The organism is Gordonia sp. 'Campus' (genome assembly GCF_022206305.1).
Classification (GTDB): Bacteria; Actinomycetota; Actinomycetes; order Mycobacteriales; family Mycobacteriaceae; genus Gordonia.
The window spans coordinates 66871-92056 of the sequence record NZ_JAKOIW010000019.1; the positions used below are offsets into that span (position 1 = coordinate 66871).

Consider the following 25186-nt stretch of genomic DNA (forward strand, 5'->3'; position numbering starts at 1 on the left):
CCGATCGTGGAATGGGTGTGACCCAACTTACCAGATCGACGACCCGGACACGACGCTGCAGCAACGGTTTTCGGATGCGGCAATTGCGACGATAGTTTCGTCGGTGGCGACGCAGCGTCTGGACACGCATACAAAGCCGGACCGTACGGCTATCCGACGGCTGGCCCTGTCTATACCGGTGACAACGTCTCGCAGACGTTCCAGCGAGGCACGATCCAACTGTGGGACGGCCAGCTCGGCGGCGTCCATCAGGTCGACGACTCTGAGGAGTTGACCCTCGACGACACCTGGATTTTCCCGGAGTATCCCGTGTGGCCGCCCGAGCCAGACACCTTCGCGGACTGGAATACCGTCGATGATCCCGACGGCTCCCTGTCGGAGCAGAATCGCCAGGAAGCGGTCCTGGTCGATAACGCCCTGGCCACCAAGGGGGGTGGGGAAGTTGCCCGTTACCTGTGGAAGCACCTGTACGAAGACCCGGGCATCGACGTGACGTTGGCGCCGAGCACGGTCGATGAGTGGATGGAAGTGTCGTTCACTGGCTTCGATGGCTTCACTGCACCCGCGCCGGTCCGCGCCGCCAATCGTGACCGCACGGTCGCGACCGCCATCGAGTTCGCTGATCGGCTCAACAAGCCCTTCAAGGCGACCTTCCTCGCGATCGGCAAGGATGAGAAGGGAGATGAGTACAAGGGCTGGATTGTGACCCGAGGACTGCCCGGTAGTGATCAGTGGTACTCGGCCGGCGTGTACTCGATGTCGGCGTGCACCTCAGTCATCGCCCGGCCCGGTCCGGCTGGCCGGCATCCGATCAAACTGGTGCAGCAGGCACACACCTACGACGTGTACGACTACGACACCAACTATGACGGATCGCTGCCGGTCGAGTTCGTCACCGGGATTGAGCTCCCAGGGTTCCGGCTCTAAATCAACGAGTGGTTCCAGGTCTTCGGACACGGCAGCCAGATCGCGTGGGAAGGCTTGCGCTAGCAAGTCAGTAGGTAGCTGAGTCGCCAGACTGTGCGCCGGCGGCTCGGCTACGTCCCCCCGTATATAACGAACAGCTGGGTGTGCGGCGGGGCTAGGTTCAGAATGACGGCATGTTCAACCTGGCCCACGGGGCTGTCGGGCTCGCGGCCACTCTCGGAGCGGCTGATCCGCGCACCACCGCCGGCGGGGCAGGACAAACCAAGCTCGACGAGATCGTATCTGCGAGGTGAGGGGATAGACGCGCACGGCAGATCCTCGAACTCGGACAACACGCCACTGCCGTCGGCCGCCCGCAACGTCCGGAACTGACCGGCAGGACCGTCGTACCGGATGGCGAACGCCGAGGAGCCGACTGAATTCACCGGCCACACAAAGCCCTGAGAGAACTCGAAACCACCGGGGACGTGCACACTCCGTTGTTCGACGCGATCAGCAGCGTCGTCGGCGTCGATGCTCTTGCGAGACGGCGGTTCCTGAAACCCGCAGGCCGAGGCCAGCATCACGGCACACAACACCACCGCCAGGGCCACTACACCCGAACGAACTCGACCGAAGCGTGCCATCTCTCTCCCCTGATAGAAGCACGCGCGACAAGTATCGAAGCCGCTGCGGGACACCACCTGACTTTATGCGCCGAGCAGGGAACAGCAGTGAGACCGCCGAACGTGTCAGGCTCGGCGCGTGGCTTACACCTACCGCGACTTCGGATGGCTCTCGATCGACTATCCCTGGACGACCAACGCATTCAGCCTGGCTTACATCAGCAACGCCGAGCCCGGTGAAGTGATCGCGGCGCTGACCACCCGATCGCTGCCGAACACGACAAGCCTCGAGGGTGTCAACGAAACCAGCTGGGACCACTTCCGGGTCATCGGAGCCGCCCAGCTCGACACCTGGACGATCACCGTGGCGCCGACAAGCCTGGCCGCCGGCAGCGACACCGCCATGGCCGATTTGTCTCGCGGCCGCGAAATCGTATCGCTGTTCCAAGATGTCGAAGCGCTCAGCGCGTTCACGATCTGGCGGGACGGCACCCAGGTCACCAGCTTCGACCCGCTGCTGCGCACCGCGTACACCCGCGACCCGAACGCCGGCGACTGGCCATCACTCATGCAGACCGCCGGCCTCGAGCCCGATCCCTACGAAGACGGCACCGGCGACGACGGGTTGCACCACATCATCGATGGGTCTCTGGCGATGGCCGCCAATCACACCGGTCTCGCGATCACCCCTGAATTCCTGCGCAACGCCGAATTCACCTGCGGCGAAGCGTAAGAACGCTGACGGGGGCGCCGCTGCGGGGAGCATGCTATGTCGGTCACGTAGGTGAAACCCTGTTCCCCAACAGTTTTGAAGTGCTGATAACTTACGTTATGACATAATTCCCGCTAGGTGGGGTTCGCCGCGCTACATTCCAGTGATGACGACGCCCCCACCGCCGAGAAGCACTGAGCAAGAGATGGCACTTAAGACCATTGTCATCGAACCAGGCGCCAGTCCCGGGTACTGCTTAGTCAGCTTCGAATGCACGGCGTTGCGGAGCAGAACTTCGATGTGCGCGATGAGCTCCATGTAGACCGAGTTGAGACGAACTGCCCACTCGTATTCGTCCACTACCCTGGCGGCACAGTCCTCTGCGCGTATGTATGCAACCGCGGCGCAGAGACCCACCTCTCGATCTGTGCACGAGATATCGGGGCCTGTTTCACGCTTGCGATCGTAGAAGGGCGGCCCCGGCGGCCAGAAGAGGGTTTCCCACCCTTGGCGTTGGCTGGGAGACGACAACGAGACCCGGAGGCTGTGTACGCCCGCAGGGCACGCCGACTGGGCTAGTCATGTGCCGATGTTCGCCCAGCAACCGGACTGACCCGACAATCAGCAAATGAACGTTGGAAAGACCGCACTTGAGCGCGGTCTTCCCGTTACGGCAACGTCGAACACACTCGTGAGCTGTCGTGGCTGAATCTATTGGCGATGGGCGGTTCGAGGCCGGGCTCGAGCACCTGCACCGCTACGTCGCGGTGTACGGCACCAGCAACGCCCGCCGGCGCGATGTCATTGACGGATTCGCGATCGGCACCTGGGTGCAGAGCCGCAGCGCTGACTACCGCAAGGGCCGGTTGTCGGCCGAGCGGATCGAACGGCTCGAGACCGAGTTCCCGGACTGGCGGTGGACCATCCGGACTAATCAGGGATGCGTCAATGCATCGCGACCGTAAGATGGCGAGCAGCCACCGCTCACGGAAGCGGAGCTTGAGAAACTGTTCCTCGCACTGGCCTAAACAGTCGGCCAACCTAGTACTACCGCGAGTCGTAGCGACTGTAGCCAGGACGGAAGGAAGAGAGCTGCACATTCGAGGGAGCTCGCCGCCCTCCCCTCCAATCCTGTGAGAACAGTGCTGCCGGTGACCGTTATGGTTCAGCCGCTGTGTACGAGCCTGATGCTGCAGCGCCGCGACTGGTGGGCGGGCATTCCGCTCGGCCTGACCCTCGCGGTCAAGCCGGTCCTTGCGGTGTTGTTTTCCTGTCGCTACTGAACCGGCAGTGGAAGGCCGAGCGTTTGCAGTTCCAGCCCTGTTGACCGTCGCAGCCTGACCGCTGGCGGTGGATCGCCGAACGTGGTCGCGTACCTCGCAGAGTTGGCGGCGCGCAGAACGGAGACGCGTGCGGCGTCAGTCTGACCGCGTGAAGTTGGCGAAGAAGTCATCGATTGTTGATACGTCGGCATAACGTCGAAAGTGAGCAACGTCGACCTTGACGAAAACACCGCTAGAGGTGAAGTACGTTTGCTCATCGAACGATCCGGCGGCCGCGATGTGCAGTAGGCGATCCGACTCGTGGTCAATCCAGGCAGTGAGACGTATGGGAGTGTGCAGCGGGACCGGCCGGCGGTATTCGACGGTCAGGGTGCGGGTCACCGCGGGGGTCCGCGCGATCCACAGGGTGAAACCCATGATGTCGTCGCAGGCGGCCGAGATCGCGCCACCGTGCGCCAACCCGGGCGCGCCGAGGTGTTTCTCGTCGAAGGTGTGATCGGCGTACACCCGCTCGCCGCTCCGGTAGACCTCAAGTTGAAGTCCGTGGGGGTTGCTGCTTCCGCAGCCCATGCATTGGGACGAGTGTGCCGGCAGTCTTGCTTCGGGGGTCATCTCTGATCGTTGTCCTTAACTCAGCCCGCCACCTACGCAACAGGGTGCGGGGGGATCGATGAGGTGTGGGGAACCGGTCCCGAACACGGTCTGTGCTCACCACTATAGGTAATACTGCGAGTACCTGATACTGTCCATTACGCACACGCGAATGGAGTGGCGCACACCACACGCACTAGGGGGGGGAGATGGCCATCACCACCGGCACCGGCGTCAACCGTCTGCTAGACGGCGCTGCCACTTTTGGTAACACCGTCGGCTTGGCTGGTCAGGCCCTGCGGTGGGTAGCAGTAGACATTGCTACAGGACGATTTCCGTTTCGCGAAGCCGTATCGCAGACCTGGTTCGTCATCGTCGTGACAACTCTGCCGGCGATTCTGGTAGCTGTGCCATTCGGTGTCATCGTGTCAGTACAGGTGGGTAGCCTCACTCAGCAAGTTGGGGCCACGTCAATAGCTGGCGCCGCTGGCGGCCTCGGGATCATTCAACAGGGAGCGCCCATCGTTACCGCCCTCCTACTCGGGGGCGCGGCCGGATCAGCGATTGCCTCTGATTTGGGTGCTCGAACGATTCGCGAAGAAATTGCTGCCATGGAGACACTCGGACTCAATCCGATCAGGCGAGTCGTAGCGCCCCGGTTCGTATCTGTGTTGATCACCGCGCCGCTGCTCTGCATGCTAATCGTCTTCACCGGGCTGCTGGCGGGCTACGCCATCAGCGTCGACGTCCAAGGCATCACACCAGGCAGCTACGTCGCCTCGTTCGCTTCGTTCGCATCGATAACAGACATCGTTGTCGCTCTATGCAAATCGCTGGTGTTCGGACTTGTAGTGGTGACGATTGCTTGTCACCGCGGCCTGTCGACGAAAGGCGGCCCTAAAGGCGTCGCAACCTCAGTAAATGCCACCGTAGTACTGGGCGTCGTCGCATGCTTCGTGATCAATGTCTTTATCACGCAATTAACAACCATGTTCGTCCCCCAAACTATTGGATGAGAAACGCCTCGTGACCACCGTTCCCTCCCGGAGGTTCTCCGCCGCCACCCGCCCTGTCGAAGCCGTGATCGCGCCAGTTGTACACGTACCTGAACGCTTGGGGCACGTCGCGACCTTTGTGATCGCCGCGGTCCTCGGCATCCGCCATGTGATCACCACCTACCGACGCCAAACCCTGCTCTACATACAAGAATTCGCCTGGGGCAGAGGTGCAGTCTTGGTCGGTGGTGGAACGGCCATCGTCCTCGCCATCCTCGGCATCGCCGTCGGCGCCTCAATCGGTATCCAGGGTTACGCCTCGCTGGACCTCGTAGGGATGGGTTCACTGACGGGGTTCATCTCTTCCTATGCCAACACCCGAGAGCTTGCGCCAATGATCGCGGCGATCGGGTTCGCAGCACAAGCCGGCTGCCGGTTGACAGCTGAGATCGGCTCCATGCGCATTTCCGAGGAGATCGACGCTCTCGAGGCTATGGCGGTACGTCCTATTCCATTCGTCGTCAGCACTCGCGTAGTTGCGTCGATCACGACCGTGATTCCTTTGTACATCGTCGCGCTCATTCTCGGATTCGGGGCCGCCAAACTCGTCGTCACACAAGTTCACGGCCAATCCGGCGGCACTTACGATTTCTATTTCGACCAGTTCCTCAAACCTCAGGATCTTGCCTTCTCGCTTATCAAAGTTCTTGTATTTGTCATTTCTGTAGTGATTATCCATAGCTATCAGGGCTACTTCGCCACGGGCGGAGCTGAGGGGGTGGGTCGAGCGTCCGGTCGAGCGATCCGCACGAGCCTCATAGTCATCGTCGTGGAGGACATGATCTTGACCCTTCTGATGTGGGGATTCGATTCCGGCGTACGGATTTCAGGGTAGGGGGTTCAGTGGCTGTCTTTCATGATCCGTCCGGACGCGAGCCGTCGCACGGGAACCTGGCCCTTCGGGGGGTCGCCCTATTGATCCTCGGCGCGATAGCTGCCTACTTACTGATAAGTGACGCTAACGGCGACTTCAGCGATCACACGTCGTTGACCATCAACACCGACGCGATAGGCGACGGGTTGAAGGGGGGATCGGAGGTGAAGTACCTTGGGTTCACCGTGGGGGAGGTCTCGAGCATCGCGGTTCGAGACCGTGGCGCGGCGGTCAAAATCAACCTCACCGGTTCCGGTAACGACCTAGTTCTCCGGCAGGGCATGACGGTGAACTACACCTCGTCAAACGCATTGGGACCAACTGCACTGGAGATCGTAGATCCTGGACAAGGACCACCCATCGGTTCCGGCGGGAGTGTCTACGTGAGCAGGTTGCAATCTGAACAGACCTCGGTGTCAACGCTTGTTCGCAAGATCTCCACGCTGGTCGAGGCACTGGACCAGCCCTCATTTGAAGCGGTAGTGAGGTTCATCGTTGAGGACTCGCAGGCAATGGCTGATAGCGGAAGACTCGTTTTCCAGATTGCGCAACTCACGCGGGATGTCCAGAAACGGCCGGTCGGGGAGGACCTAGAAATTGCGGCTAACCTGTCCACCGGAGTCGCCGACTTCATGACGCCGTTTGTCCCTGGCGTCTTGAAGAACGTCGATATCGCTGACTTTTTCGCCACCCAACAAAACATCGACCGCACGAAGAGTAATCTCGGCGACACGGGAAAGGTTCTGTTCGGTGGGCTCGGCGGCCTGCTCGATAAGAATTACCCAGCCCTGAGTTCGCTGTTAGACGTCGGCCTTGACCTAGCGCGGCCCGTCGCCAGATCCGCCTCGGGGCTAGTTCGCACGGTGTACACGATCCCGCAGATCCTCGATGGCATCGACAAAGCCTTGCCGAAATTCAACGAACGGGTCCAGCTCCAGCTAGCGCTGGTGGTCCAGACGTCGCCTGCCCTACAAGGCGCATTGAGAATGGGGGGTGCCACTCGATGACTCTGAGGTCGCTAACACCCACAATCATTAAAATCGTCGCGTTCATCGCTCTCATCGGAGTCCTTTCATATGTCATCATCGCGATTCTGCAGCCGACCAACGAAGGATCACCCAGTTCGCAGCGTTCCGCGGTGTTTGCCGACGCTTCCGGACTCAAGCCCCGCGACGGGGTACGACTCGCTGGAGTGAAAGTGGGATATGTAACGGCTGTCGATCTCGAGGGCTCAACAGCGATCGTCCGTTTCCAACTGGATGACGGTGTCGCGATTACCCCCGCGACGACTGCCGCTGTGCGTTACCAAAATCTGCTGGGGCAGCGGTATGTGGAACTTATCAATGCCGGACAAGGCGCCGACCAGGACTCGATCACACAGGTGGCACTCGAGAAGACCGTCCCGTCCTTCGACGTATCGACACTATTCAACAGTTTCAAACCAGTATTCGATACATTGAATACTGCGGAAATCAACGAGCTTCAGTCGAACCTTCTACGGGTTGCCCAGGGAGACGGTCGAGGTATCGCACCAGTCATGAAGCAAGTCGCGAACATCACTGATTACGGGAACCAGCGTTCAGAGATCATCACCAATATTGTGACGAGCCTGGGGCAGGTGTCCGACCAGTTGATGGGGCGCTCCGCTGAACTGGTTGAGTTGATAGACAAATTGGGGTCAATCGTCGATGCGTTCAGCCGCGTGAGCGATCGACTGCGGGCCTCGCTGCGAGAGGTCAACCGTTCGATGGCAAAGACTGTACTCGCCGGTGAGCAGATCGAGTCGACCTACGACACCAGCTTCGCGGCTATCTTTCAGAGATTAGTGCGGGAGCCAGGGGATACAGAAGGCCTACTGAATGGTGCCGTTCTCCTGAAGCCGCTCCTGGACGCCCTGGCCGCAACATCCAACGCGACTCCCCCGCCCTCGGCGGCAGGGTGTACCCGAGGGGTGCTCGACCTACCGAGAACAGTGCAGATCGCCCTGATGGGTCAACGACTGGTGGTGTGCCAATGACCCGTTTCTTCGGCAAGCGTCCGCATCACCGCCCGCAGCGTCGGCGGGACCTCATCCTGGCGGGGGTCGTAACTATGGTCACGGTGGCCGGTCTCGTCGCCGCCGGAGCTGTGTATATCTCGCCGCCCGGACAAACTATCTACAGCGCTGAGTTAGTCAACACCGGCGGATTGGAAGCTGGCGACCAGGTACGTATCGCCGGGATCAGGAAAGGCAAGGTAGCGTCGGTCGACCTGACCGGAACGTTCATCACCGTGCGGTTCCGGCTGGACGACTCGATTGCCGTTCGGTCGGACGCGACGGCGAACGTCCGTCTCATCACCCCTATCGGTGGACGCGTATTGGACCTCGACCCAGGCTCAGGCCCATCGGCCATTGACGGCGCGATCCCACTGGTGCAGACAGGCAGCACCTATGATATTTCCAGCACCCTGGAGACATCTACACCGGTCTTCCGTGACGTGCGTGGTGTTGATCTACGGCGCACGGCGGCGTTGCTACAGGATGCCTTTTCCGACGGAAACACCAACATCCCAAACGCCCTTCAAAACGCGAGCAGCCTGATGGACTTGCTGGAGCGTCAGTACGCACAACTCGACAAGACGGTGGCTTTGTCCGACGAGTATGTCGCCGCCCTCGCCAACCGCAAGCAGGTACTCGTGGACTTCCTCCGCCAGCTCAGCTTCCTTGCCCGCACCCTTGGACCAGACATCGCCAACGTCCAGAGCGGGTTCGATTATCTACGTCGTCTTTTTAAGTTGCTGACCCGGCCGCTTGTCGCGTACCGCGACGGTATAGAACCATCGGTACAGCAGTTTAAGATCCTTCTAAACAAGGTGTCAGCCCAGATGCCCGCCTACCAAGACGCGCTGGCCCAGGTCGATCAGATCACCAGAAGACTGAGCATTCTCCTCAATGCTCCGCAGGTCGGACCTGCGAGTCATGAACCGACCGTCCGCGTCTGTATCCCGATTGGTGATAACAAATGTTGACGGAGCGGATGCGTCGGCATCTGATCCCGATCGCCACCATTGTCACACTGGCAGTAGTGATCGGGGGCGTCGGAATCGACTATGCGACACCCGACGACGACACGCGATCACTATGTGCGGAGTTTTCTGACGCATCAGGTCTGTACGAAGGCAATTCCGTCGCGATGCTCGGCAAGAAGGTGGGCAGCGTCGTAAGCATCCACGAGGAGGGACAGAAAGGTGTGCGTGTCGATATGCGGATCGACAAGACCGTGCCACTTCCCGCAGATGTGGGTGCGACCCTGGTGTCCACCTCGATTGTCACCGAACGACAAATCGAGTTCACCCAGCCCTATCGTGGCGGAGAATATTACAAGTCGGCTGAGTGTATCCCACTGGAAAAGACCAAGACCCCACTGGGGATTAGTCAAACACTCGACGCGATAAGCACTCTTTCAGACGAACTCGTCAAGGACGACGGACGTAACACGGATGCGATTCTTCAGGCACTTACACTCGTCTCGAAAAACATGGAAGGGACCCAGGGTGATATATCCGGCATTCTCCAGGACTCGGCCACGCTAATCAACGATCCGACCCGGCGTGATAGCCAGATACGCAGGATTGTCGCCAATCTCGCCACCTTAACCGGTGTTGCCACCGAAAACAGTACTGAGGTGACCCAGCTATTCGACAACTTCGTAGGCGCAATTGAGGTGATTGTTGCTTTCGGTCAAACATTCGGCGCCGCAACAGAGTACGCAGGCACCTTCGTCCCTATCCTGTCGCGCCTATCGTCTGACTTCGGGCCACCTATTTTCTCACTTGGAGATGCTGCGGTTCCTCTCCTCTCGCAAGCGGGCAAGCAAGAAAACATACTTGCGTCCGTCGCCGCTCGAACAGCTGACCTCATCGTTGAGCATCCAGATGCGAAGTCGATCCTGCGGGCATTCGCAATATCTGTACCACTGCAGGCCCTCAAGAACGCGTGCGCTCCTCCTTCCGTCAAGGACGTTTGCGCGACGGGTAACGAAGCGGCGACGATCGCCAACTTGATCGGAGGGCAATCTCGATGATGATCTACGGCTACCTCCGCCGCGTCACGGCCGCGATCGTGACGCTGTTCGTAGCGACTATCGCCCTCGCCGCCTGCAGCATCAGTGCTGACAACCCGCCGACCATCGGTGGATCACACGCCCGAGACGGCTACGACATCGAGATCGAGTTCACGAGTGCTCTGAACTTGCCTGCCCGTGCCAAAGTCCTCTCTCGAGGGATTGACGTCGGTACCGTCACCAGCGTCGCTTACGACGGAGGCCACGCGCTGGTTGCCGCCCGAATCAACGGAGACGCTCAACTGCCTGAAGATTCGCGCGCAGAACTCCGCCAAGACACTCTCCTGGGCGAGATTTACGTGGCCATCCTTCCCCCTGCACAGCAGTCCACCCAAGGCTTGCTGCGCGCGGGATCGGTAATACCTCTCTCACGCACCGCACCGGCTGCCAACGTCGAGGACGTGATGCGGGGTATGGCTAACGTATTGGGCGGGGGTGAACTCGATAAAATCCATACCGCGATATCGACGCTGAACTCGACTTTTCCGAGTGACCCCGCCGAGTTCGATGCGCTCTACCGCACGACCTTGCGCACCGTGTCTGAGGTGTCTGCCAACACCGACAAACTCGACGTAATCCTGCAGTCGGCCGATCGCACACTCAAAGTGATCCTGGCCGACCCGTCAGGTACAGACCGAATGTTGACCAAGGGGGGAGTGAACTTTTATGGTCTGGGCTACTCGCTAATTGACGTAGCGCTACTCATCGCTAATCTGCGCGACTTCGCGGTATCCGCAGGCCGTATCGTCGATCCTGAGTATTCCCGCATCAAGGAAACGGTGGGCGCGATCGCGCCAGTGGTCGCGTCCATCGCGCACTCAGACATCTACTCCAAAGATGTCTCCGACAAGGCGGCTCGTGTAATACGCGAAAAGCTCATCCCATTCGTAAGCTCCCCAGATATCAACGTCTCCGATGTGTCTATCGATGGCCGAGAACTGGCGCGGCGTGATGCCGAGTCGTTCATAACCGTATTGCGAGCGATCGGAATGATGCCATGATCCGCAGCACCCTCGTATCGCTGGTTGCCCTTGTCCTCGTTCTCCTCGTCGGAGCGACATACTTGATCATCGACGTGGCACGGGTAAACCCGTTCCGCACCGACTACGCGATCTCGGCCATACTCGAGAGCTCGGGCGGCCTTCTAGACACATCACCGGTAATGCTAGAGGGGGTGCCGGTGGGAAAGGTGACATCAATTCGCGTCACAGGTAATCAGCTCGCCGTCGACATGTCCATCGACTCCGATTATAAGATTCCTCGCGATAGTATCATGACGATTCAGAACCTCTCGGTCGCGGGAGAACAATACATCAATTTCATCCCACCGGGCACAACCACCAGTGAGTACTTGCGTAGTGGGGACCTAGTGCCCGCCGGCGCCATCCACGTGTCCCAATCCGTTCCCCAGGTACTCCCGAAAATGTCGGCAGTGGCGGACGCGCTCGATCCAGCATCGATTCAGTCCATCAACGAAACGATCTCGGCGGCAGTCGACGGCCGGCAAAAGGACCTCGACACGATCGGAGACATGATGCACCGCCTCGTGGACTTCGTCGGTGACGACGGTGCCGTCCGTACCACTGCGGACAATGCCGAGTTCCTCCTGGGCCTTATGTCGAACGTGGGCGGTGTGCTCAGCACCGCGTCGGTCCGGACCCCGGATGCCGTCGACGGTTTGGCGAGGATCCAACGTGCGTTCATCGTTTTCACTTCTACGTCCTACGACAAATGGCCACCGATCCTGAAGCTAGTGGAGAAGCTCAGCGGCTACATCCAGATACTCCAGCCCGATATTGTCGCCATTACCCGCGCGGTGAAGCCGGCGACGGCGAAAGTCGCAGACACATACATCGACTTCGGATCGATCGGTGATCTTCTGGCTCGAACATTCCCAGCGTCACATCGGGGGCAGGCGCAGATTCCGATCGCCGTCACGCCATCACCTCGCTGACGCCCGATGGATACCTCCTACACCAGCATTCACAGAAGGCAGCAAATGACGGCACAAGACAACGGACCAGAATCCAAGGACAGCAGCGCTGAGGATAAGCTGACTGCGGCTTCCGACAAAGCAGATCGCAGCGACGCCACTGGTGCTACAGAATCTGCGACGTCCCAAGACGGTCCCGCCCCGGACGAGGCAAGCCCCCCGACGTCCGAGGCCAGGCACCGATGGAGATCAGCACGCCTCCAGGCGGTGGCCGCCGGCGCTTTCGTGGTGGCACTCGCGGTGCTGGCCGGCCTCTTTGCTTACCTCTACATCGACATGCGGGAAGCAAAGACGTCCGCGGAGAACGCTGCCACACAACGAGCGCAAGCAGCGCAGGCAGCATCGGAATACACCACAAAGTCGCTCACCTACAGCTACCAAAACACCGGCGCATTCTTTACCGAAGTCAAAAAGAACGCCAGCGATGCCTTAGTCAAGCGATACGACGATGTCAAACCCACCTTGACCCAAATCATGGAACAGGCCAAGGTCCAAGCGTCGGGCCGCGTACTGGCGACCAGTGTCACCGGCAACCCCAGCGAAAACCGGGGGGAATACACGGTGCTCGTCTTCGCCACCCAGAAGACCCAGAATGTTCAGAACCCCCAGCCGAGCGAACTCCCAACACTGTTGAAAGTAGTCGTACTGAAGACCGACAACGGCTGGCAGATCCAGGATTACGGACCAGCTGAATAGTCCAGCGTCCGCCGCGAAAGGAGAGTTTAATGAAAAGCACCATGCAGGAGGTGCCGATGACAGTGTCATCGATACTGCGCCACGTCGCAACCAATCATACTGTCAGACAGGTGATTACCTATTCCGCGAACGGTTCTGCCCGGTATGCGACCTACGGCGATCTTGAAGAGCGATGCGCACGTCTGGCGAACGCTCTGCGTGGGGTTGGCGTGGTCGGCGACGACCGCGTGGCAACGATGCTGTGGAACAACCAGGAACACCTCGAGGCGTACGCTGCGGTACCCGCGATGGGCGCGGTGCTGCATACGTTGAACATCCGGTTATCACCGGCTCAACTGCAGTTCATCGCCAACCACGCCGAAGATAAAGTCATCATCGTGGATGGGTCGCTGGTGCCATTGTTGGCGGCGGTCCTACCGGGCTTGGCGACGGTTCGGGTTGTGTTGGTTACCGGCGACGGTGACACCTCCCCGCTCGACGGCCACGGCGTGACCGTGATGCGATACCACGACGCGCTCGCAGCAGAATCACCAATGTTCTCTTGGACTGATCCCGACGAGCGGTCAGCTGCGGGTATGTGTTACACGAGCGGCACCACAGGCGATCCCAAGGGGGTCGTCTACAGTCATCGCTCAGTGTTTGTGCACTCCATGGCAGCTTGTACCGGTAACGCTCTGGCGATCGCAGAAGCCGATCGTGTACTTCCCGTCGTGCCGATGTTTCATGCTAGCGCCTGGGGTCTGCCCTACGCGTCGCTGATGGCGGGTGCGGACTTGCTGATGCCTGATCGATACCTTCAAGCAGCGCCACTCGCTGACATGATCCAACAACATCGCCCCACGAAGGCAGGAGCAGTACCGACAATCTGGAACGATCTTCTCCAGTACGGTACCGCGCATCCGGGTGTCGACTTGTCATCGATCGACCTTGTCGCCTGTGGTGGAGCGCCTGTCCCGCAGTCGTTGATCGAGGGGTTTGCGGACCGCTTCGGCGTTCAGATTATTCAGGCTTGGGGCATGACTGAGACGTCCCCGCTTGCGGCGGTAAGTCGGCCTCCCGCCGGGATCAGCCCCACAAAGGAAATGTCGTACCGCAAGCGGCAGGGACGGGCAATTTGCGGGGTGGAGATGCGCCTCATTGACGAGGGCGGCCTGCCGGTTCCCCGTGACGACAAGTCCGTCGGCGAACTCGAAGTGCGGGGTCCGTGGGTTACAGGCAGCTACTACCGGCTCGAGGACGCCGAGAGGTTTCGGGGTGGCTGGTTGCGGACGGGCGACGTGGGACACATCAGCCCGGACGGGTACCTGACGCTGACCGACAGGTCCAAGGACGTCATCAAGTCAGGGGGCGAATGGATCTCGTCAGTGGAGCTCGAGAACTGGATCATGTCGCACCCGGATGTCGCCGAGGCCGCGGTTGTCGCGATGCCCGACCCCCGCTGGCAGGAAACAGCTCTCGCTGTGGTGGTTCCGGTACCGGGTCGAGAGGTGTCGGCTGACACGCTTCACGAGTGGTGCCTAAGAAATTGCCCGGAGGAGATCCCACACTGGTGGATCCCGAAGAACTGGACGTTCATGGAGCAGGTACCGCGTACGAGCGTGGGCAAGTTCGACAAGAAGGTGTTACGCGCGAAGCATGAGCAGGGCGAGCTGCCGGTTGTATCGAATTAGCGCCGCTATAGGCCGCAAGTGTGCCCACCGAACGTCGTCAGCGTTCGGTGGGCACACTTCTATAGAAGCAATGCATTTGCCGATGGACACCCCCGGGTGGGACAGACAGCACAGCACCGTCACTCGAGACTACGAGCCACCGACGACAAGCTGGGCTGGTCTTCGCGTTTGTTCCACCCCATTTGCACGGCGTTGCCCGCAGGGCCGTTTAACTCAGGGAGGCGCAACAGAGCGAGCTGTCCGGCGGCGGACTTTGGTACGGAGTGGCGGGGTGACATGACGAAGACCTCCGAGTGAAGTGCGAACTGCATAGGTCAGCACCGCTCAACTCAAAAGATCTGGGTGTCTCACCGTAACGCCCCTTTGACCGCACTCGGTCGCCTACGACTTGCCCAATCTGTCGTCGACGAAGGCTGGTCGATTCGCCCTGCCGCTGCACGCTTTCAAGTCGAACCGACTACCGCCCAGCGGTGGCCCACCCGCTACCGCGAACACGGCCCGGCCGGGCTGGTCCATCGCAACTGTCGTCCGCACTAACAGCCCCAATCGCACCGAACGCCGCTTCATCAAAGCCCGAGTGTTGCGCCACTGGGACCCGGCCCGCATCGCCGACCTCGTCGGCCTGAACGTATCGACCGTGTACCGGGTTCTCGCCCGCTAGGGCTGGCCCGGCTGTGCTGGCCCAGCTGTGCTGGCAGACCGACTCGCCGCGCGGGTAGTCCGACGCATTAGGGCCGACCACCCGGGTGATCTGGTGCAGTCGACGTGGAGAAGCTGGGCAAGATCCTCGCCGGACGGTGGTTGGCGCAAACTCGGTTGCACCGTCGGCAACCACCATCCTCACACCGACAGAAGCAGCGGCCAAGCGAACAAGTACGACCAGTCGGTGCGCCGCTCTCATTTGCTGCCCACCGCGATCAATGCCCAACACATCTGACCTACTCCGAGATCGTCCTGGCCGACGAAGGTCAGCACACCGCCACCGAATTACGGGCTCGAGGCCCAGGAATGGTTCGCGGACAGTGGCACCGAGGTACGGATAGTATTGAGACAACGGCTCGTGCCACCGCTCCCATGTCTTCACCCATACCCCGGGGGCCGTCGATCATCCACCGGCGCACCCGACCGTATCGTCACAATTAATGGCAAGGCTAAGCGGCTTCACCGAACCCTAGCCGATGACCGGGCCAATGGCCGCCTGTACACCAGGGGACGCCGAACCCTGTGCACAGTTTCCGGTACGGCTACACAACTACAATCATCACCGCGGTCAACCGCACTCGGAAGGCAACCACCAGCCAGCCGCGTACCAAGGTCAGTGCAGCTAGCGTTTGAATTAGGACGCAACTCATCTATCACGGCCGACGGTGCTGCGTCATGCTTATGCCCCTCCTACCTGTTGACGGAATGGTCGGGATATTCAGCGACCGACGCTTGTCAGATCCCCATGGGTCCGTCCGCGTGAGTTTGTCCGTCCGCGTGACTTTTGCGATGGTCAAGGGGCGAGCCGGAAACGGTCGATGTCACCCGGCCACCAGCTCGCAGTGCCCAGCAGCACCGCTAGCGCCGGGACTACTAAGGTCCGCACCAGGAACGTGTCGAGCAGCAAACCGACACCGATGATGAACCCGATTTGCACCATCACATCGATGGACCCGACCATCAGCCCAAACATGCTGGCCGCGAATATCAACCCAGCCGAGGTGATGACCGACCCGGTGTAAGCGACGGTACGCATTACGCCGACCCGCACGCTCCACCTCGTTTCCTCTCTCAGCCGTGACACCAGCAGCATGTTGTAGTCGGCGCCCACCGCCACCAAGACAATGAACGACACCAGTGGCACGGGCCAGGCGATCCCGGCACCGAGGATGTGTTGAAGTACGAGCACACCAATACCGAGAGCCGCCATGTAGTTCAAGACGACGGTTGCAAGGAGATAGACAGGTGCAACGACGGCCCGCAACAGCAGCATCAGGATCAGACCCACGATGAGAAGGGTGGCTATGCCGAGCAGTTTGAAATCGTACGACAACAGCCGCTGGACGTCGGAATTGATCGCAGGAAAGCCCGCAACAGAAGCACGTCCGCCCTCCAGAGTGGTGTTCGGCATCGCGTTCTCGGCGACGCTGGACAGCTCGTTCGCCAGCGTCATTGCATCGGCAGAGTATGGGTCGTAGGCGGTCTGTACCGCATAGCGCACGGTTTTCCCGTCGGACGAGATGAACTGTCGAGCGACCTGACTGAACTGCTGGTCCTTGAACGCATCCGCGGGGAGATAGAAGCCGGTTGCCGAGTCAGAATCGCCGACCTCCCGTGCGGGAGCCCGAAGCTGTGCGGCGACCTGTGCCAGTCCACTGAGTAGCTGAAGGTTGCTGTCCACCAGAGCACCGACTCCGTTCGACAACTGACGCGCGCCGTCGGCAAGTGCGCCGACGCCGGATTCGAGTTGCGAGAGCCTGTTCCCCAGGTCCTGTCCGCCGATGGCTTGTAGTGCAGAATCCAGCGTTTGAAGAGAACGCTGCAGCTGTGCAATGTTGGTCGAGCCTGGCGCACTCACGCGGCCGAGCTGCGCGGCAAAGTCAGCCACCCTCCCAAGCGACTGATCATCCGCGAGTGCCCGGATGTCGGCCGTTTGCGCGCGCAGTGCCGAGCACTGCGCGATCTGCTGGCACCACGGATTGTCTAACGCGGACAACGCCGGCGCGACCGCATCTGCCGCAGACTGGGCCCGACGTGCGAGTTGAGACAGCTCAGGCGCTTGCTTGGAAAACTGTCTAAGCCTTGGGGCAGCGTTCGCCAGTTGGTTCACAAGCGGCCGATACTCGTCGAGCTGCGGGCCAAATGACGACACCTCGTCGAGCAACCCCGACAGCGGAGCGAGGTTGGAGGATATCTGGTCTTCTAACAGTGCCAGGCCTCCGGCGAGCTGCTCTGACCCCGTCTTCAGGACGGCCAGATCATCCTTGCGGGCCTGTCCATCACCGGTCTCCTCGGTGATCTTGGTACCGATCTGATCATTCTGCCAAGATAATTGCGCCTGCTCTAGCTTCTCACCGGTCGGCCGCGTCACGCCAATGACCCTGGTCACGCCGGGAATCTGCGCGACGCGGGAGGCTAGCTGGTCGAGGTCGGCAAGGCCCTGAGCCGTGCGCATGTCGTTCTCGGACTCCACCACCAAGAATTCTGAGATGATGATGTCTTTCGGGAAGTGGCGGTTGAGAAGCGCGTATCCTTCGTTGCTCCCTGTGTCAGTTGGCTGCCCCTCGCGATCGTCGTAGGTGATCTGAATTGTTGCGGCGACCATGGCGAGGCCGATCAACACGACCACACTGATCGCGAGCAGAGGGACCGGCCGCCGGATAACCATGACTCCGACTCTTCTCCAGTAATCCCGCGTCAGGTCACGGCGGGGAAGGCCGGCACCTTTCTTGGCAGCGAAAGAGAGTACGAGGGGCAGCAATGTCACCGTCGCCAAGAATGCGAACGCTATGGCGATTGCGCAGGCCGGACCCAAAGTGTTAAACACACTGAGCTTGGCGAAGGCCATAGCCAGGAACGCTAGGGCCACAGTGCCCGCCGACGCTAGAACCACGCGGCCGATAGTTGCATTCGCGTGGGCGATAGCGACATCAGGAGAGTAACCCGCTCGAATACCTTCATGATAGCGGCTGATGAGGAACACCGAATAGTCAACTCCGGCACCGAAGATGATGACGGTCATGAACATTGATGTGAACTGGGATACCGGCATGCCCAGCTCGCCCAGTCCAGATAGAACTCCGCGACCCACAGCCAAGCTCATGCCCACGACAAGCAGCGGCATCAGCGCGGTGAAGACCGAACGATAGACGATCAGGAGGATCACGGCGATCAGCAGCACGGTGGCAACAGTGATCAGGACCAGATCCGACTCGCCCACGGCGAGTTGGTCGCTAAAGGTCGCGGGCGGGCCTGTCACACGGACTGTCGTCCCACTGTCACGAAAGATACTCTCAGCGATCTCACGCACCGCTGCGACCGCCTCCGCGGTATCGGGTCCCCCGAGTGTGCCGGCCACTCCCACGGGCAGATACCAGGCTTGCTTGTCTTTGCTGAGAGCCTGACTTGCGGTGAGGGGATCGCTCAGCAGGTCCCGGACAGCGATGACGTGCCTGTCGTCCGCCCGCAGGGTGTCGACAAGCACGTGATATCGATCGCGGGTGTTGTCGGACAGGCCTGCACTGCTCTCCATCACAACGAATACAGTGGTCTTGGCGCCGCGCTCGTCGAACGAGGCACCCATACGGTCCAAGGTCTGAAAAGACGGGACTCCGGCCGGGATTGGATCCACAGATTGTTCCCTGACCACCGACTCCAGTTGAGGAAAGACAAGGCCTAAGCCGATAGCAGCGCCGAGCCAGACCAGCGTCACAATTCCTTTGCGCCGGAGGGTAAACCATGCAACCCGCTCAAGGGTCGGACTGTACTCGCCGAGTCTCTCGCCCCCTCTCGACGGGCGGGTTCGAATGGGAGACGAACTCACCATGTGCAATATCCTCTCGACCTACAGTGGGCGACCCAATCGTGCGGACCCGTTTCGCGAACGTCCATGCGGTGGATGATTGTCACTTGTGGTGATGCTCGACCATGTTCTCGACTTCCTCGAGAGTGGTGGGCAGGTGGTATGGGGGAGTGCTCTTGCCTGAGATGCGGTATCGGCCCCAGAAGTCGGGATCCCCGACGACACACTCCGCTCGGCCCTCGGGGGTCGTAAACACAGCGATCGCGCGAGCGCCTTTCAGGAGACCGTCGAGCTCTTCATTCTTCTGAATACGGCCATACCAGGTGTACAGGCCGTTCAGCGGCTGGAAATAGCCTTTGATCTTCGCTTCGACATGGATCTCCGCCCCGCGGCACACCAGGGTCCCTTCGCCGGAGTAGTCGAGGTCATGGTCGTCAGACATACAGTCCTACCTTCTTCGCACTGAGCGTTGACAAATATCGCAGTTCGTGGATACTAGCAGTACCAGATACTACGAGTAATGGGTACTGGGCGCCAGACCCAACTCCCAGCCTTGAACGACCGAGGAGACGACATGACCGTGCAGGATGTCCAGATGAACCCCGACTTTTCGAAGGAGGGCATGGCTCGGGTGAACGGGCGTAAGCCCGTCGACATGGAACGATCTGCGGGTCGATTGCTGCGGTCTTCCGCAGAGAAGTTCTACGACGCGGAGATCGACATCGACTGGGAGTCGCCCTGGGAGGACGGCAAGTGCTTTCTGCCAGAGCATCGAGTGTCGCTATACGGCACCAGGCTGTGGGACAAGATGACTGAGGAGCAGCGCCGCGAGTTGGGGCGCCATGAGATCGTAAGCATCCTCAGTTTCGGCATCTACGCAGAGAATCTGTTGAGTTCAGCGCTTCTGCGCATGTCGGCGAAGGGGGCTTTAACCGATCAGAAGTCTCTATACGCGTTGACAGAGATCGGCGATGAGTCCCGCCACTCCACTATGTTCGCGCGCCTCATCAACAAGACGGGCGTGCCCCCCTACAAGCTTCCTAAGGGCTTCTTAAGCTTCGCGAAGATCCTGCATTTCGTCCCTCTCGGGCCGTCGGTGTCTGGAGCTACGCTGTTGATCGAGGAAATCCTGGACCGCGCCCAACGCGAGGCGATGAACGACCCCAACATGCAGCCGCAGCTTCGCCAGCTCATGAAGATCCACGTCCTTGAGGAAGCCCGCCACATTACCTTTGCGCGACTGGAGATGATCGAAGGCATGCAGCGTCGTCGTAAGGCAACGCGCGCCTGGCACCGAGGCGTGCTCGCCGTCATCGCGAACCTGGCGTACCCGCTGCTCATCAATCCGAAAGTGTACCCCGCAGTGGGAATTAGTCGCTGGCGTGGCGTGTGGGCGCAGCAGACCAGCCCAAACTACCGAACCAACCTGCAATTTATGTCTGAGCCCATGATTCGGTTCTTCCATGAGGCGGGAATGTTGGAAGGCAAATTCACAATGGCCATGTGGCGTGCGACGCGCAGCCTTCCCGACGATCTTCGCTGATCTCCGTTCACGCGACCGTGACGTCGTGATCGACACTATAGACCCGCGCGAAGCATGCTCGATCGCTTCGCGATCACTTCCGCCTCAACAGATCACCTGCCGCCACTGTGCGCAGGTGATGTGTTGTGCGATCCAACCTACGAGGGAGAAAGCATAACCATGGCATCATCGACTACCCGGCGCGCCACGCGCGCAACCGCCAAGACGGATTCAACCAACGACCCGATTTCCACCAAGATTCTGATTATTGGAAGCGGGTTCTCTGGTCTCGGGATGGCCGCGCAGCTTAGACGTCGCGGGTATAGCGATTTTCTGATTCTGGAAAAGGCCAGCTCCGTCGGCGGGACCTGGCGCGACAACACCTATCCAGGCTGTGCATGTGACGTTCCGTCGCTGATGTACTCGTACTCATTCGAGAGTCGAGGTAGCTGGTCGAAGGTGTGGTCATCACAGCCAGAAATTGAGCGGTATCTACAGGATGTCGCGGATAAGCGTGGCGTGACACAAAAGATTCATTTCGGCCAGAAATTGGTTTCTGGATACTGGAGCGAGTCGGAGTCGCGGTGGCACCTGCGCACTGAGTCCGGACGTGAGTACATTGCTCAGTTCGTGGTGTCAGGAGTCGGCGCGCTGCATATCCCCAATTTCCCCGAAATTTCGGGTATTGCGGACTTTAAAGGCGACGCGTTTCACTCCGCACAGTGGGATCATTCGGTGGATCTAGAGGGCAAGCGTGTCGCCGTGATCGGCACTGGCGCCAGCGCTATCCAGTTTGTACCTTTCGTGCAGAAGGAGGCCATGTCCCTCAAGGTATTCCAGCGAACCCCCGCCTGGGTCCTACCCCGCAAGAATTTCTCCGTTCCGCCGGCCCTGCGGACTCTTCTGAGTAAACTCCCGATTGCACGTCGTATCGCCAGGTGGTCGGTGTACTGGGGTGCGGAGAGCCTGGCCTTCGGCCTCAACGGTCACTCTAACCTCATGCGGCCAATTGAAAAGGTCGCTCAATGGAACATCGAACGCTCCATCACTGATCCGGCATTGCGCAAGAAACTGACCCCGTCGTATCGTATCGGCTGTAAGCGGATTCTGGGGTCAAACGACTATTACCCGGCGCTTGCGGCACCTAACACCACTGTCATCAGCGACCGGATTGAGAAGGTGACCGCTGATTCCATCATTACTTCAGACGGTGTCGAGCATCTCGTGGACGTTATAATTTATGCGACCGGTTTTCACGTGACTGACGGTTTCGATCAGCTCGCCCTCAAGGGCGCCAGTGGCGAGGATCTCCCGTCCCATTGGCATCAGACTGGCATTAATACGCACCTGGGCATCACGACCGAGGGTTTTCCCAACCTGTTTTTCCTCCTCGGACCCAACACGGGCCTCGGCCACAACTCCGTGGTGTTCATGATTGAGCAGCAGATCAAGTACATCATGAAGGCAATCGACGCAGTAGAACGCCGAGGCGCTGAGAAGGTCGACGTACGCCCGTCCGTGCAGGAACGTTTCAACACCGACATCCAGCGGAAGCTGGCCAAGGGAGTGTGGACCAACGGCGGCTGCACGAGTTGGTATCTCGATTCGAAGGGCGTCAACCGCACCGTGTGGCCGGGCTTCACCTGGCAGTACTGGCGCGCCACGAAAGATTTCGAGCCCGCCGAGTACGACATCGCCTGATGCCCGAACGCACGGAGACACGATTCGAAGAGATGGTGGGACGACGGTGAGCAGTTCTAATCGGCATGACTATACCGGCAAGGTGGCAGTGGTCACCGGTGCTGCGTCAGGGATCGGGCGATCTCTGGCACTCCAGTTGGCGAAGCGAGGTGCGGCATTGGCACTGTCCGACGTTGATGAGATGCACTTGAAGGAGACTGCAGAACTTTGCCGCACCACGCATGGGGCAACGGTAACCGCCGCCGTGTTAGACGTTGCGGACCGTGCTGCTTTTCAGGACTATGCCGACGCAGTGCGGTCAGAGTCCGGCCACGTAGACATGGTGTTCAACAACGCCGGCGTGGCTTTGGGCGTCGACGTAGTCGACATGGCCTGGGAAGACTTCGACTGGCTCATGGGCATCAACTTTGGCGGAGTCGTGAACGGGTCAAAGGCGTTTCTGCCTCACCTGATCGCGTCCGGGGACGGACATCTCATCAACACATCGAGCGTGTTCGGCTTGGTCGGAATCCCCAGCCAAAGCGCCTATAATGCCGCGAAATTCGGCGTCAGAGGCTTTACCGAGGCGCTCCGACAGGAGATGAAGATCAGTCGTTACCCGGTCACAGTGACCTGTGTGCACCCGGGGGGGGTAAAAACCAATATCGTCAACAATGCCAGAGGCGTCTCCGCCATGGGGGCAGACACCGCGACTGTCGCCTCGCTGTTCGACAAGATCGCACGAAGCACCCCAGAGAAAGCAGCGGCGACAATCCTGAAAGGTATGGACAAGAAGAGAGCGCGAGTGCTGATCGGTGCGGACGCCCGCGGTTTCGACTTCGTGGCACGGGTGATCGGTCCCCGCTACCAGGACATCGCGGCTCCACTGACACGAGCGGGTTACGCGGTCGCACGTAGACAGGGGATCCTCAAGTGACCGTCGAACCCGATTCACGTCCGGCTGCCGCGGCGGCCCGCTCACGCACCTTAACCGTCTCGGAAGTGATCCAGGAAACGAAAGACTCCGTTACCATTTCGTTCGAAATCCCCGACGCCATGGTCGAGGAGTTCAAGCATACCCCAGGGCAATTCATCACCGTCAAGATCCCATCTGATCGGACCGGTCATGTCGCACGGTGCTACTCATTGAGCAGCTCGCCTCACGTCGACGACTTCCGTCTCGAGATCGGCATCAAGCGGACCGAGAACGGTTACGCATCGAACTGGCTGTGCGATAACGCGATCACGGGAATGGAATTGACCGTCCTCCCGCCGTCAGGGCATTTCACGGCGAAGAATCTCGACGTCGATTTTCTATTCTTCGCAGGAGGAAGTGGGATCACTCCGGTCTTGTCGCTGATTAAGTCGGCACTTGTGTGCGGCGGGGGCGAAGTCACACTATTCTACGCGAACCGCGATGCCGAGTCGATCATGTACGGGGGGCAACTGACGCAGATCGTCTCCGAGTTTCCTGAGCGTTTCACCGTCTTCCATTGGTTGGAGTCGGCTATGGGTATTCCGACGCCTCAGAATGTCGAGTCCGCCATACGTGAGCACCGCGGTGCACAGATTTTCACCTGCGGTCCGGCGCCGTTCATGGATCTGGTGCAGAAGTCGGCGGAGGCCTGCGGTGTCGAGCACTCCTCGGTACATCGAGAAGTCTTCCAGTCACTGACCGGGGATCCGTTCGATACAGCCACGATGCGTCAGCTTGGTGACGACGACGGTGTGGCGACCGCTACGGTCTATCTGAATGGGCAGTCCATCACGACTGAGTGGCCGCGCAACACGCCGTTGCTCGACGTGCTACTGGCCCAAGGCCACAATGCCCCGTACTCCTGCCGAGAAGGAGCCTGCAGCGCGTGTGTATGCAAGCTGGTCGAGGGTGATGTAGAAATGGCGCAAAACCACATCCTCGTTGAGGATGATGTTGCCGACGGTGAACGGCTCGCATGCCAGGCACTTCCGCTGACGGATGCTGTCACGGTGAGCTTCGATGACCTCTGAGTTAGCGAGTGCGTCGCGAGGATCGCGTGACCTCGAGGTCCTTTCCTCCGACGGGACCAAGTTGTTCGCTCAGGAATTCGGTCCGGGCCGGGATGCTCCGCTCCTAGTCTTTAGTCACGGCTGGGCTTGTCAGGGACGTTTCTGGCGTCCGCAGGTCGAGCAGTTCGCGGCGACGCATCGGGTGGTGGTCTACGACCAACGCGGACACGGGTTGAGCGACCGGGGCCGGGTACCGTTCTCGGCGAAGCTCCTGGCCGATGATATGGAGGCCGTAGTCCGGGCAGTGGCGACTCCCGCCGACAAGGCTGTCGTGGTCGGACACAGCATGGGAGGCATGTCCATCATGAGTTGGGCGGCTGAGTACCCCGCCTCGGTTTCGGAGCTGGCCCGCGGAGTAGTCCTGGCAAGCACCGGGCCATCACAGTTGGTGGATCGGTCTACATTGCTCAAGGTTCCCCGACAGCTACGACCGAGACTTGAGCGGGCCTTCGCGGCCAGTCTTGCAGTCGCCGGACCCGAGATGCAGGGCACGCGTTTGTCTCGCCGCCTGATTCGTTACGGAACCCTGGGCCCGGGCGCGACTGCCGAGGTAGTCGATGAGTGCGCCGACATCGTGTTGCGATGCCCACCACAGGTGCGCGGGATGTGGGGTTCAGTGTTGGCGACAATCGACGTCAGTAAGGGGGTTGACTCGCTGGAGGTGCCGGCGACGGTCATCGTAGGTGATGCCGACAGACTGACCCCAGCGACCCATTCAGTGGATCTCGCAGCGCGCCTGGGTCGGAAGGGCGTTCTATTTGAATTCACTCTTCTTGACAAAGTCGGTCACATGTCCAACCTAGAGGCCGTCGAAGACTTCAATTCAGCCGTGGCCAGATTAGACAAATCCGCCTGAAGCGGGTCTCGTCGACCCAACCCATGTTCACTGGCTAGTGCGTCACTGGCGCGACAAGTCAGCCATCCT

Annotated in this window: 23 protein-coding genes and 1 pseudogene; 20 read left to right on the forward strand and 4 right to left on the reverse strand. The window is 60.0% G+C overall.

Features of this window, described 5'->3' with window-relative positions; genetic code table 11:
- Positions 1-270: 270 nt before the first annotated feature.
- Entirely contained in the window at positions 271-927 is a 657-nt protein-coding gene (locus MAY35_RS18520; protein WP_238422765.1) for a hypothetical protein, read from the forward strand.
- 110 nt (positions 928-1037) lie between these two features.
- On the opposite strand, the gene MAY35_RS18525 is transcribed toward MAY35_RS18520, so the two are convergent.
- Positions 1038-1607 (reverse strand): hypothetical protein, encoded by a 570-nt coding sequence (locus MAY35_RS18525; protein WP_238422766.1) that lies wholly within the window; start codon positions 1605-1607, stop codon positions 1038-1040.
- 64 nt (positions 1608-1671) lie between these two features.
- On the opposite strand from MAY35_RS18525, the gene MAY35_RS18530 reads away from it, so the two are divergent.
- From MAY35_RS18530 to MAY35_RS18540, 3 genes are all read left to right on the forward strand, one after another.
- Positions 1672-2265 carry a DUF6461 domain-containing protein gene (locus tag MAY35_RS18530; protein WP_238422767.1) on the forward strand — a complete coding sequence of 198 codons (594 nt, stop codon included), beginning with the start codon at positions 1672-1674 and terminating at the stop codon, positions 2263-2265.
- A 680-nt stretch (positions 2266-2945) separates the two neighbouring features.
- A complete protein-coding gene (locus tag MAY35_RS18535) occupies positions 2946-3209 on the forward strand; it encodes a helicase associated domain-containing protein (RefSeq protein ID WP_004022477.1) in 264 nt (87 codons plus the stop codon).
- A 177-nt stretch (positions 3210-3386) separates the two neighbouring features.
- Entirely contained in the window at positions 3387-3527 is a 141-nt protein-coding gene (locus MAY35_RS18540) for a hypothetical protein (protein ID WP_197505710.1), read from the forward strand.
- 135 nt (positions 3528-3662) lie between these two features.
- Here MAY35_RS18540 and MAY35_RS18545 read toward each other — a convergent pair whose 3' ends face one another.
- Positions 3663-4139 (reverse strand): PaaI family thioesterase, encoded by a 477-nt coding sequence (locus MAY35_RS18545; RefSeq protein ID WP_004023289.1) that lies wholly within the window; start codon positions 4137-4139, stop codon positions 3663-3665.
- 260 nt (positions 4140-4399) lie between these two features.
- Between MAY35_RS18545 and MAY35_RS18550 the strand changes: the two genes are divergently transcribed.
- The 11 genes and pseudogenes from MAY35_RS18550 to MAY35_RS18600 form a co-directional block, all read left to right on the forward strand.
- Positions 4400-5134: an ABC transporter permease gene (locus MAY35_RS18550; protein ID WP_033206584.1), complete on the forward strand. Its 735-nt coding sequence runs from the start codon at positions 4400-4402 to the stop codon at positions 5132-5134.
- A 10-nt stretch (positions 5135-5144) separates the two neighbouring features.
- Entirely contained in the window at positions 5145-6008 is an 864-nt protein-coding gene (locus tag MAY35_RS18555) for an ABC transporter permease (RefSeq protein WP_014928961.1), read from the forward strand.
- Between the two features lie 8 nt (positions 6009-6016).
- Positions 6017-7054: an MlaD family protein gene (locus MAY35_RS18560; protein ID WP_238422768.1), complete on the forward strand. Its 1038-nt coding sequence runs from the start codon at positions 6017-6019 to the stop codon at positions 7052-7054.
- Positions 7051-8064 carry an MlaD family protein gene (locus MAY35_RS18565; RefSeq protein WP_238422769.1) on the forward strand — a complete coding sequence of 338 codons (1014 nt, stop codon included), beginning with the start codon at positions 7051-7053 and terminating at the stop codon, positions 8062-8064. The genes MAY35_RS18560 and MAY35_RS18565 overlap by 4 nt, the downstream gene beginning before the upstream one ends.
- Positions 8061-9056: an MlaD family protein gene (locus MAY35_RS18570; RefSeq protein ID WP_238422770.1), complete on the forward strand. Its 996-nt coding sequence runs from the start codon at positions 8061-8063 to the stop codon at positions 9054-9056. Before MAY35_RS18565 ends, MAY35_RS18570 begins: the two co-directional genes overlap by 4 nt.
- Positions 9050-10111 (forward strand): MlaD family protein, encoded by a 1062-nt coding sequence (locus MAY35_RS18575; protein WP_064572172.1) that lies wholly within the window; start codon positions 9050-9052, stop codon positions 10109-10111. Before MAY35_RS18570 ends, MAY35_RS18575 begins: the two co-directional genes overlap by 7 nt.
- Positions 10108-11151 (forward strand): MlaD family protein, encoded by a 1044-nt coding sequence (locus MAY35_RS18580; RefSeq protein ID WP_064572167.1) that lies wholly within the window; start codon positions 10108-10110, stop codon positions 11149-11151. Before MAY35_RS18575 ends, MAY35_RS18580 begins: the two co-directional genes overlap by 4 nt.
- On the forward strand, positions 11148-12104 hold the full coding sequence (locus MAY35_RS18585) for an MlaD family protein (RefSeq protein WP_064572168.1): 957 nt from the start codon (positions 11148-11150) through the stop codon (positions 12102-12104). Before MAY35_RS18580 ends, MAY35_RS18585 begins: the two co-directional genes overlap by 4 nt.
- Before the next feature lie 6 nt (positions 12105-12110).
- The gene (locus MAY35_RS18590) at positions 12111-12839 is read left to right on the forward strand and encodes a hypothetical protein (RefSeq protein WP_238422771.1); all 729 of its coding nucleotides are present in this window, start codon (positions 12111-12113) and stop codon (positions 12837-12839) included.
- A 29-nt stretch (positions 12840-12868) separates the two neighbouring features.
- Positions 12869-14509, forward strand: a complete 1641-nt coding sequence (locus tag MAY35_RS18595; RefSeq protein ID WP_238422772.1) for a fatty acid--CoA ligase — start codon at positions 12869-12871, stop codon at positions 14507-14509.
- A gap of 342 nt (positions 14510-14851) precedes the next feature.
- Positions 14852-15821 (forward strand): annotated as a pseudogene (locus tag MAY35_RS18600) (helix-turn-helix domain-containing protein); the annotation flags it as partial.
- Between the two features lie 183 nt (positions 15822-16004).
- Here the strand turns inward: MAY35_RS18600 and MAY35_RS18605 are convergent.
- Complete coding sequence (locus tag MAY35_RS18605) at positions 16005-19037, reverse strand: RND family transporter (RefSeq protein WP_238422773.1); 3033 nt, start codon at positions 19035-19037, stop codon at positions 16005-16007.
- Between the two features lie 79 nt (positions 19038-19116).
- Positions 19117-19455 (reverse strand): DUF4873 domain-containing protein, encoded by a 339-nt coding sequence (locus MAY35_RS18610; RefSeq protein WP_064572173.1) that lies wholly within the window; start codon positions 19453-19455, stop codon positions 19117-19119.
- Positions 19456-19587: 132 nt separating this feature from the next.
- On the opposite strand from MAY35_RS18610, the gene MAY35_RS18615 reads away from it, so the two are divergent.
- The 5 genes from MAY35_RS18615 (at position 19588) to MAY35_RS18635 (ending at position 25117) form a co-directional block, all read left to right on the forward strand.
- The gene (locus MAY35_RS18615) at positions 19588-20556 is read left to right on the forward strand and encodes a diiron oxygenase (RefSeq protein ID WP_238422774.1); all 969 of its coding nucleotides are present in this window, start codon (positions 19588-19590) and stop codon (positions 20554-20556) included.
- A gap of 159 nt (positions 20557-20715) precedes the next feature.
- On the forward strand, positions 20716-22236 hold the full coding sequence (locus MAY35_RS18620) for an NAD(P)/FAD-dependent oxidoreductase (RefSeq protein ID WP_238422784.1): 1521 nt from the start codon (positions 20716-20718) through the stop codon (positions 22234-22236).
- A 46-nt stretch (positions 22237-22282) separates the two neighbouring features.
- Positions 22283-23152, forward strand: coding sequence for an SDR family oxidoreductase (locus tag MAY35_RS18625; protein ID WP_238422775.1), 870 nt, complete (start codon positions 22283-22285; stop codon positions 23150-23152).
- A complete protein-coding gene (locus MAY35_RS18630; RefSeq protein WP_238422776.1) occupies positions 23149-24222 on the forward strand; it encodes a ferredoxin--NADP reductase in 1074 nt (357 codons plus the stop codon). The genes MAY35_RS18625 and MAY35_RS18630 overlap by 4 nt, the downstream gene beginning before the upstream one ends.
- The gene (locus MAY35_RS18635; RefSeq protein ID WP_064572152.1) at positions 24212-25117 is read left to right on the forward strand and encodes an alpha/beta fold hydrolase; all 906 of its coding nucleotides are present in this window, start codon (positions 24212-24214) and stop codon (positions 25115-25117) included. The genes MAY35_RS18630 and MAY35_RS18635 overlap by 11 nt, the downstream gene beginning before the upstream one ends.
- The last annotated feature ends 69 nt before the right edge of the window (positions 25118-25186 follow it).

What these genes read in the sequence shown, in the direction of transcription:
- MAY35_RS18545 (WP_004023289.1), bottom strand. Translation starts at nt 4,139, where the DNA reads ATGACCCCCGAAGCAAGACTGCCGGCACACTCGTCCCAATGCATGGGC.
- MAY35_RS18565 (WP_238422769.1), top strand. Translation starts at nt 7,051, where the DNA reads ATGACTCTGAGGTCGCTAACACCCACAATCATTAAAATCGTCGCGTTC.
- MAY35_RS18570 (WP_238422770.1), top strand. Translation starts at nt 8,061, where the DNA reads ATGACCCGTTTCTTCGGCAAGCGTCCGCATCACCGCCCGCAGCGTCGG.
- MAY35_RS18575 (WP_064572172.1), top strand. Translation starts at nt 9,050, where the DNA reads ATGTTGACGGAGCGGATGCGTCGGCATCTGATCCCGATCGCCACCATT.
- MAY35_RS18580 (WP_064572167.1), top strand. Translation starts at nt 10,108, where the DNA reads ATGATGATCTACGGCTACCTCCGCCGCGTCACGGCCGCGATCGTGACG.
- MAY35_RS18585 (WP_064572168.1), top strand. Translation starts at nt 11,148, where the DNA reads ATGATCCGCAGCACCCTCGTATCGCTGGTTGCCCTTGTCCTCGTTCTC.
- MAY35_RS18590 (WP_238422771.1), top strand. Translation starts at nt 12,111, where the DNA reads ATGGATACCTCCTACACCAGCATTCACAGAAGGCAGCAAATGACGGCA.
- MAY35_RS18595 (WP_238422772.1), top strand. Translation starts at nt 12,869, where the DNA reads ATGAAAAGCACCATGCAGGAGGTGCCGATGACAGTGTCATCGATACTG.
- MAY35_RS18605 (WP_238422773.1), bottom strand. Translation starts at nt 19,037, where the DNA reads ATGGTGAGTTCGTCTCCCATTCGAACCCGCCCGTCGAGAGGGGGCGAG.
- MAY35_RS18610 (WP_064572173.1), bottom strand. Translation starts at nt 19,455, where the DNA reads ATGTCTGACGACCATGACCTCGACTACTCCGGCGAAGGGACCCTGGTG.
- MAY35_RS18615 (WP_238422774.1), top strand. Translation starts at nt 19,588, where the DNA reads ATGACCGTGCAGGATGTCCAGATGAACCCCGACTTTTCGAAGGAGGGC.
- MAY35_RS18620 (WP_238422784.1), top strand. Translation starts at nt 20,716, where the DNA reads ATGGCATCATCGACTACCCGGCGCGCCACGCGCGCAACCGCCAAGACG.
- MAY35_RS18635 (WP_064572152.1), top strand. Translation starts at nt 24,212, where the DNA reads ATGACCTCTGAGTTAGCGAGTGCGTCGCGAGGATCGCGTGACCTCGAG.